The organism is Prevotella sp. AM23-5 (assembly GCF_003473645.1).
GTDB classification, from domain to species: domain Bacteria; phylum Bacteroidota; class Bacteroidia; order Bacteroidales; family Bacteroidaceae; genus Prevotella; species Prevotella copri_A.
The window spans coordinates 63,464-72,234 of the sequence record NZ_QUCG01000014.1 but is presented as its reverse complement, the minus strand read 5'-3'; the positions used below and the strand labels follow the sequence as shown (position 1 = coordinate 72,234).

Sequence of the window (8,771 nt, the reverse complement as noted above, 5' to 3'; positions counted from 1 at the left end):
TCATTTTTATTATTATAGTTCATATTTATCCAGTTAGAGTTGTTGCTTTGATAACTGTTGCAAAGTTACGACGAAAATCGGTGAGTTGTTTCTCCAACTGATGTAAATCACGCAAAAGAAATGCGCAAACGTTTGCATCTGTATCTGTGTTAAACCGATTAGTAAGCGACCGCTTCTTTGCGAAGTGGCTGGTGAGAGGGGGAATCACATCATAGTCCTTCCTTCTGCTGGCATATAGACTATGCTATGTAAATAATATTCCAAAAAGAGACAGTCAAGGAGAAACTCCCGGAAAATGGGGAAAGAAGAGATTGAAAATTTTCTCTTAAGGAAATATTTTATTGCATTTGACTTGTAAAGTTATTTATAGTCACTAATGCTAAGTGGAGAATAAGGGTGCAATCTGTGCTTATTCCTTTCACAATCATCAGAATATACTTATAATCAGTTGCTTAAGTGTGAAAGGAGAATTCTCTGAAACAACAATAATAATCAGTAGATAGGACTATTCATATAAGGAGAAAGCAACTTAGTCTAAGGGAGAAAGCAACTATCACAAAAGGAATAGAAAAGGCTTCTTTGTATCGGATGACCCGGGTCATCCATATAGATGACGGTAGTGAGCCATATAGATGACCCGAGTCATCCATATAGACGAACTTAGTCGTCCAGCCGATAACTCACCCCTTTTCTCCTGCTAACATCTATCCCTCATCCTTCTGGTTACTATCCTTTATCCCAGCATTCATAACAAAGTCACCCACTATTCATTATCAAAGCACCCACTATTCATTATCAAAACACCCACTATTCCCTATTGGAGCAAGGCACATCGCCATATTTAAGCTTAGCCATCAATTACCATCTCAAAATAAATAGATTTTTCCTTTCACACTTAACTCTCTTATTTTCAATACAATCCACATTCCGTGAAAGGAGATTTATGATTCACCTTAAATATTTTCTGCAAATAGTTCTTTCTGCCGATGGCTTACATTGAAATACTGGAGGATGAAACGAAAATAGGCGGCTCCCAGAATCTGAGAGTCGCCTATAAATTATATATATTCGTGATGAAGTAAATCTATTACTCTTTCATTACTTCTTGGTGAGAACCACCTTGTTAGCACCCTCGTGAGAGAGGTAGAGCTGAATCTTGTAGGTGCCTTCGCCTGCAGGAACATTGAGATCCTTACCATTATTAACAGAGATGTTGTCGTAAGCAGTAGGGTCGTTGTTTGCACCACCCCAGCTTATAGCCCAATCATCATTCATGGCAAACTTGAAGCCATCCTTCAATGTGGTTGTGAGCTCCCAGCAACCTGCTTCCTTATTGTATGTCATGTGGCAGTTAGCGTCATCCTGCTTCCAACCATTGTGGTTACCTACGACAGTGATAGACTTCACCTGAGTAAGAGCGTATGTACCAGCCTGCAAGTCAACGTCAATCTTGTAGAAACCTGCACCTGGGTCAGGGCAGTTTTTGCCGCCATTGTCGGCAATCTTGCCTTCGCCATCGAATTCATAGTCACCTGCCCAGTCATCAGTTCCAGCCTTTGGCTTGAACTTGAACTCGCCATTCAGGTAATAGAATCCCTGATACTTGCCGTCACCATTTCCACCATAGAGGGCATTTGTTGTCTTCCAATTAGAATCACCGCCAATCTCATAGAAGTACTCACCGAATGAGAGAGGAGTAATCTTGTAGGTGTATTCCAACATATTGATCTCAACCTTGATGTACTTGGCACCAGTACTTTTAGGAACCTTGAATGATGCATCGTTGCCAACCTTTGCACGGGTATCCAACTGCTCTGTTTCATTCAGAGCGTTATTGCCGTTACCTTTTGCTGTACCGAGAACAGAACTCCAGTCACCATTAGCTACACCTTCGCAAGCTGCGTCATCTACAATACCGAACCAAGTATCGTCACCCTCCTTTGCTGGAATTGTGATTGTGAAGATTGGGTCATCGTAAACATTAATGTCGCTATGGTTGAACTTCTGGGTCTTTGCTGCATCAGCTGTCCAATCCAAAGTACCACCAATGATATAGTAGTTCTGAGAGATGTTAGGAGCTACAGGTGTAGCTGTCACCTTTACAGTACCTGCGTCAATCAAAGCAGCCTGTCCATCCTTTACGGCAGTTGTGTAAACATGACCGTCGAAGGTGCGAGCTACAGGAGCCTTTCCATAAACGCTTTCAATAAGAGCCTGCAGGTCTGCCTTGGCAGCTTTACCATCATTAGAAGTCTTTACTTCTGTGGCAGTTGCATTTTCTACACCCTCTGGGGTCAGTTCGATTCGGCTGTTTCCCAATTCGAAACCTTCAGGAAGAGTGGCAGAGCTGATGGTATAAACATTCATGCTGTCTTCTGCTACTTTAGCCAGGTCTAATGCGTCTACTGCACTTGCCTGGTAGCCAGGAATTGTGATGGCATCTTCCTGTGGGTTAGTCTGAGGATCTGCCCAGTCTTTGAAATCTTCGCTGCAGGACCCCATAAAGAGGCCTGCAAGTGCGATAGAGATATATAATGATAACTTTTTCATTGTCTTTCGATTTTAAATCGTTATTTACTTGATTTCACCAGTTCCCTTAGCGATGTTGAGGTGAACCTGCTGACCTACAGAACCTGTAGCTCTATCCTGGTCGCCGCCTGTTGCACGGTACTTGATCTTACCGTCTAATGTGACGAACTCAGAATGCCACCAGTCGTGTCCAGGAATCTTAACGTACATACGTACACCCTTATCAGTACCAGCAGGAACTGAACCTACGAATGCAGGAGATACGAATTCTCCGTCCTTGGTTGTAGGTACGGTGAATGACCAGCCTTCAGCTTCCTCTGCGAAATCGTCGCTACCAGCTGCAGGACCAATGAGCCAGATTGTTGGCTTGTTGAACTGAACGTCATAGTGGATTTCACGGTTTACAACAGATGTTGTTACGATTACGAGATACCAGCCTGGGTTCTTGGAAGCGATATTGCCTCCATTGTCAATGATGTCGTTCTTGCAGTCGCCAGAAACAGTAATACCAGCATAACCAACTTCGTTATTATTCCATGCTTCTGCAGTATTGAACTTGATACCGCTATCGTCGATATAGACAAGATGCCAGAATGTATCCTCTGTACCATAAACCTGAACCATATCGAAGCAATTGTCCCATTTCCAGTCACAGAAGTTACCTACTACATATACATTCTTAGGCAAATTGACTGGTGGCAATGAGAACAAGAGGTGAATATTGTTGAGTGAAACTACATTAGAAAGAATCTCTGTTCCTTCTACAACATTACCATTGCTGGTCACAATATTTGCCTTCAAGCGGAAGTAAGCCTTTACGTCCATAGGGAAATCAGCCTCAGTCTTGCCTTTTTGCACATAGATGTTAGTCAAGGTACTTGCCAATGAAGCTGCATCAATTGCAACCTTGGCACTTGTGCTGGTTTCTGAAAGCTCAACAGCATCAGTCATATTTTCATCTGTTGCAACCTGTACTGTATATTGAACGCTAGCTGTATAGCCATAGTTAGGCTGTGAGCAGGTCAACATAATCTTAGACGAATTCGCCAGGTCGATTGGTGTATTCACCAATGCTGGAGTATTCAATTTGAACTCTGTTGGTGTCTGAATAGACGGATTAGAGTCATTGTCGTCGCTACAAGCTGTCATGAGAGTTAAACTCATGACAACGAGTAGAGCTGATTTAATTATATTTTTCATAATGAATTTCTTTTTATGTTTACGAATTAATATCCAGGGTTCTGAATCAGATTCTTGTTAGATGTCAACTCGTTGGTTGGGATAGCAAAGATATTCAAATCTTTAGAGAAGTTGCGACCTTCCTTGGTGCCACCCTTCCACTGCCAGTTGTAGTTGACATTGCCACCATAACGGTTGAAACGAATCAGATCCATACGACGGCGACCCTCGAAGTAGAACTCACGGCTCCATTCATCGCAGATATCGTTCAGAGAATAGCTCTTGTCTTCAGGACGGGTAGAGGCATTTGCACGCTTGCGGATAGCATTGATAGCTGCTGTACCTTCAGCTGTAGTCTCTCCACCATTGAGGCGGGCATCAGCCTCTGCAAAGTTCAGGTAAGCCTCTGCTGCACGCATCAGGAAGTAGTCTGCATCTGGGAATGTAGCATCATGACCTGCACTACCGTCTGTCTTGAAGTTGGTAAACTTAGCAACAGCGAAACCGCTCTTGAAAGTAGAAACGTCATCATTATCCAATGTACGGTTTACACCGCAGAAGAGAGCACGGTCGTCACCGGCAGCTTCTGCTGTAGCGTAGCTTTCAAGATTTGGAACGTTACCAGTAGGGAAGAACTTCTTCACCAAGTCAGGACGAGCGCGGTTACCACCCCAAGCCTGGTCAGTACCATTGGTAGCTGAAGGGTTGTTTGGATTTGCGTGCATATCTTGATCGTAGGTAGAAGCCAACAGGAAGAGTGTTGAACACCAGCTTGTGGTCTTCAAACCATCCTGCAAGAGAGGGAAGATACCCTCGTAAGCTGCATCAGTCTCACCGTTATCGCCCATGAAGAGCATCTGGTAAGCACTCCAGCCGTTTACGCTTGTGGTGTTCAGCTTATAAGATGAATCCATCACCTTCTTGGCGTATTCCTTTGCCTTTTCCCACTGAGCTGTGCCAGTATAAACCTCTGCATTGAGGTAGAGGCGGGAGAGAAGCAACCAGCATGCAGCCTTATCTACACGGCCGTAACCGGCATCTGATGACTTCTTAGCCTTTGCTTCAGAAAGGTTTGGTTCTATTTCAAGAAGCTCCTTCTCGAGCCATTCGTAAGTCTGTGCTCTGGTATATCTTTCAGGCTTGGTCAATGGCTGAAGTGTAAATGGGATGTTGCCCCATGCATCCATCAAGCTATAGTATTCGTATGCTCTCAGGAAGCGAACCTCAGCAAGCTTGGTTGCATCCTGATCTCCTGCTTCAGCAAGATACTGGTTGCAATAAGCAATACCAGTTGTAATACGGGCGTACAAACCGGTCAACATTGGGTTTGTGGCATTGTAGTTATTATAGCAGAAGCCGGCAATACCATCATCACCCCAACCGCAGATAGCTTCATCGGTTGTGAGCTCGTTTGCATTGAATGTCTGGCGTACAAAACCAGATGTACCACCATCAATACCATCAATGTCGCAATCGCCATTAGCACCACCATTACCAGCCATGGCAAAGTTAGCGTAGCACTTGTTGAAAAGACCATCGATGTTAAGGTTTGTCTGGATGTTTGGGTTAATCGGAGTAACGTCCAAATCACCGACACATGATGTTGTTGTTCCCATTGTAAGCAGGAGTGCTGCTACAGGAACAATATTTTTAATATATTTTTTCATAATTGATATCCTTTCTTATTAGAAATTCAAGCTAAGACCAACTACTACAGAGAATGGACGTGGGTAGAGGTTGTTGTCATAACCATCGCCTACTTCTGGATCCAAACCGTCATAATTGGTTATTGTGAATACATTTGATGCAGTAGCGTATGCACGACCTGAAAGTCCATGCCAGCCGCTTGACTTAAACAGGTTGTTGAAGCTGTAACCCAATGTGATGTTGTCACACTTCAGGAATGAAGCGTTCTTCACATAGTAGTCAGACAACTTAGAAGTGATTTCGTAGGTCTGCCAGTTTCTCTCAACTGTACTCTTCAAACGGTTAGAGAAGTACTTCAAAGAGTTAGAGAACCACTCACCTGTATTCATGTTACTCATGCCCTGCTCAACATTGTTATATACATAGTTGCCGAGGCTTGCACGCAAAGAGAAACCGAAGTCCCAGTTCTTGTATTCCAGGCGAGAAGAGAAGCCCATAGTTACAGGAGCTGCTGGGCTCTTGTAGAGATACTTATCGCTTTCATTGATCTTACCGTCACCGTTACGGTCAACTACGCAGTTCTCAATTGGCTTGCCGTTCTTGTCGTAAACCTGCTGGTAAACATAGTATGAGTTCATTGCATAACCCACCTGGTTAGCCTGCAGATAAGCACCAGAACCATCACCTACCTTGATGTTTGTATTAACAACAGGAGCACCATTCTCTGATACACCATTCAAGTCGGTAATCTCGTTCTTGTTGTAAGTGAAGTTGTATGTCATGGTCCAGAACCAGTCCTTGGTCTGGATAGCACGCCAGGTAATAGCTGCTTCAACACCGGTATTCTTCAAGGAACCGATGTTCTGCCATGCCTGGTTCTTGTAACCTGCCATAGAAGGAAGTGGAGCATAGTTCAACAAGTCGGTAGTCTTTCTGTAGTACCAATCTACGCTACCAGACAATCTCTGATCCATGATGCCCCAGTCCAAACCTACGTTGTAGGTAGTGGTTGTTTCCCACTTCAAGTCAGGACGGTAGTTGTTTGGTCTGTAGAGCTCACCTGTACCAGTAACAGGATAGAAACCGTTTGTACCAGTGCTGATAGCATAAGAAGGAATCCACTCATAGTCACCGATAGAACCAGCCTGCTGACCAGTTTTACCATAGCCCAGACGGAGTTTCAAGTCAGACAACCAGTCAGCGTTCTTCAGGAACGCCTCTTCGTTAGCCTTCCATGCAAAAGCGAATGATGGGAACCATGCCCAGTGCTCCTTGAAACGTGAAGAACCATCATCACGAACGGTTGCTGTCAGGAAGTAACGGTCGAGCAAGGTATAGTTGGCACGTCCGAAGAAAGATACCAGGTAGCTTTCGCTCTTCTCGCTATATGGAGTATGAGGACGCTCTGTACCTTTAAGACTTGCATCGTTATTTGTTTCAGGATAATAACCTACATAGTCATTGTTCTTGCTGCGCCAGAAGTGCTGCCACTCATAACCTGCCATGATGTCGAAGTGATGAATCTTGTTGAAATCCTTGTAGTACTGAGCGTAAGCACTCAAAGAGAGGTTGCGCTTCAGAATTTCCTCACCACCGTAGCTGCCATAGTACAATGCGTTTGTGCAAGATGTAGCAAATGACTGGCTCTGGCGACCCTTTGAGATATCTGCACCCAAGGTAGCATGCAATCTCAAGTCCTCGAAACCGTGTACCTTATAGTCGATGTCTGCACTACCGATGAATGAACGGCTGTGAGCAATCTGACTGCCCTGATCCAGCAAAGACAGAGGGTTAGGCATCTGTGTGGTGCTGTCAAAAGTGAAAGGCCATGTGTTATCACCATACTCTGCTTTCTTTGACCACTGGAAATAGCCACCATAGTTCTTGAGAGTCTGGTCCAGGAGACTGTTGCCATCTTTGTCTCTGAGCTGATTCTTGTGATATTCAGATGTAAAGTTGTATGGATCCTGGGTTGGGTCCATTCTTACAGCTGATGAAACTACAGAACCATCAGTATATAAGGTTCTGGCATACATACCCTTGGCATTCAGGTTCAATGTCAAGTGATCCTTGAAGAATGATGGGTTCAAGTTCAAAGATGCTGTAGCACGCTTGAAGTCTGATGTCTTGACGATACCCTGCTGGTCTGTATAACCTACAGAAACACGGTATGGGAGAGACTTAGCTGCGCCAGAAACTGTAATGTTGTGGTCGTGGCTGATAGCTGTACGGTAAATCAGGTCCTGCCAGTTGGTGTTGGCTGTACCCAGTGCGCTATAAGCCTCACTGTCTTTTCCATACAGTTTTTCAACTGTTGCACGGAACTCGTCAGCGTTAAGAACATCAATTGTGTTCTTCTTCTCGCTGATGGTTACGCTACCAGAGTAAGAAACGGTAGGCTTCTGACCCTTGCGACCCTTCTTGGTTGTAATGATGATGACACCGTTAGAACCACGGGAACCGTAGATAGCAGTTGCAGAAGCATCCTTCAAGACACTGAAAGACTCAATATCCTGTGGGTTTACTACAGAAAGGAGGTTAGAAAGACCCTTAACACCATCGTTGTCCATTGCCAGACCATCGATAACGATCAATGGGTCGTTAGATGCGTTCAGAGAAGAACCACCACGAACACGGATCTTGGCACCACCACCAGGAGTACCGTCGTTGCTGGTAATGTTTACACCGGCAACCTTACCTGTAAGCATATCCTGTGCGTTGACAACCACACCCTTGTTCTTAGAGTCTGGCTTGATAGCTGTAACAGAACCGGTTAAGTCAGACTTCTTAGCCACACCATAACCGATGACTACGACCTCATTCAAAGACTTAGAGTCATCCTGCAAGGTAATGCTCATTTCTTTAGAAGCCTTCACGGTCTGTGGAGTCATTCCCAGATAGGTGAAAGTCAGATTAGTACCTGGAGCTGCGTCAACAGAGAAGTTACCATCCATGTCGGTAATACCTACTGCCTTACCGTTCACTGTAATGGTAGCACCCATGACAGGCTCACCGGAAGCATCCTTCACATGTCCCTTAATCGCATTAGTCTGCGCAAAGGAACTCACCGTCAGAAGCAGACCACCTGCGAGGGTCAATGCTCTGAGAGGTAATTTAATTTTTACCTGCTTCATCATTTGCTTGATTTTTAAGTTTATGTTTATACTATTGTTATTCTTAAAATGAATATTCTGCTTTTAGTCTCTGGCCTGTTTATGTAAAGAGGTCGAGTTGTCTAATTGTTTATTCTTTCTGGGTGCAAAATTAAAGTCTTTTTCGATACGATGTACTATTTTTCAGTTAATTCCGTTATTTCTTATGCGCAAACGTTTGCATTCCTTTTGCTTGATTTAGGTCAACAAAAAAAGTACAAAATAGCGGATATTTGCCTAATTTTGCAGCGTGATTTAAAACAA

At 44.0% G+C, this 8,771-nt stretch carries 4 protein-coding genes; all 4 read right to left on the bottom strand.

Annotation, left to right across the window (positions count from 1 at the left end):
- Positions 1-1,098 precede the first annotated feature (1,098 nt).
- From DW657_RS05430 to DW657_RS05415, 4 genes are read right to left on the bottom strand one after another with little or no spacing between them, the layout of a single operon-like run.
- Positions 1,099-2,550, bottom strand: a complete 1,452-nt coding sequence (locus DW657_RS05430) for a DUF5115 domain-containing protein (protein ID WP_118311707.1) — start codon at positions 2,548-2,550, stop codon at positions 1,099-1,101.
- A gap of 24 nt (positions 2,551-2,574) precedes the next feature.
- Positions 2,575-3,729: a SusF/SusE family outer membrane protein gene (locus DW657_RS05425; RefSeq protein ID WP_118311706.1), complete on the bottom strand. Its 1,155-nt coding sequence runs from the start codon at positions 3,727-3,729 to the stop codon at positions 2,575-2,577.
- 26 nt (positions 3,730-3,755) lie between these two features.
- Positions 3,756-5,375 carry a RagB/SusD family nutrient uptake outer membrane protein gene (locus tag DW657_RS05420; RefSeq protein ID WP_118311705.1) on the bottom strand — a complete coding sequence of 540 codons (1,620 nt, stop codon included), beginning with the start codon at positions 5,373-5,375 and terminating at the stop codon, positions 3,756-3,758.
- 18 nt (positions 5,376-5,393) lie between these two features.
- Positions 5,394-8,492, bottom strand: coding sequence for a TonB-dependent receptor (locus DW657_RS05415; RefSeq protein WP_118311704.1), 3,099 nt, complete (start codon positions 8,490-8,492; stop codon positions 5,394-5,396).
- Between the last annotated feature and the right edge of the window lie 279 nt (positions 8,493-8,771).

Bases quoted from the DNA above. Each gene is read 5' to 3' on its own strand.
- DW657_RS05420 (WP_118311705.1), bottom strand. From the start codon at position 5,375: ATGAAAAAATATATTAAAAATATTGTTCCTGTAGCAGCACTCCTGCTT.
- DW657_RS05415 (WP_118311704.1), bottom strand. From the start codon at position 8,492: ATGATGAAGCAGGTAAAAATTAAATTACCTCTCAGAGCATTGACCCTC.
- DW657_RS05430 (WP_118311707.1), bottom strand. From the start codon at position 2,550: ATGAAAAAGTTATCATTATATATCTCTATCGCACTTGCAGGCCTCTTT.
- DW657_RS05425 (WP_118311706.1), bottom strand. From the start codon at position 3,729: ATGAAAAATATAATTAAATCAGCTCTACTCGTTGTCATGAGTTTAACT.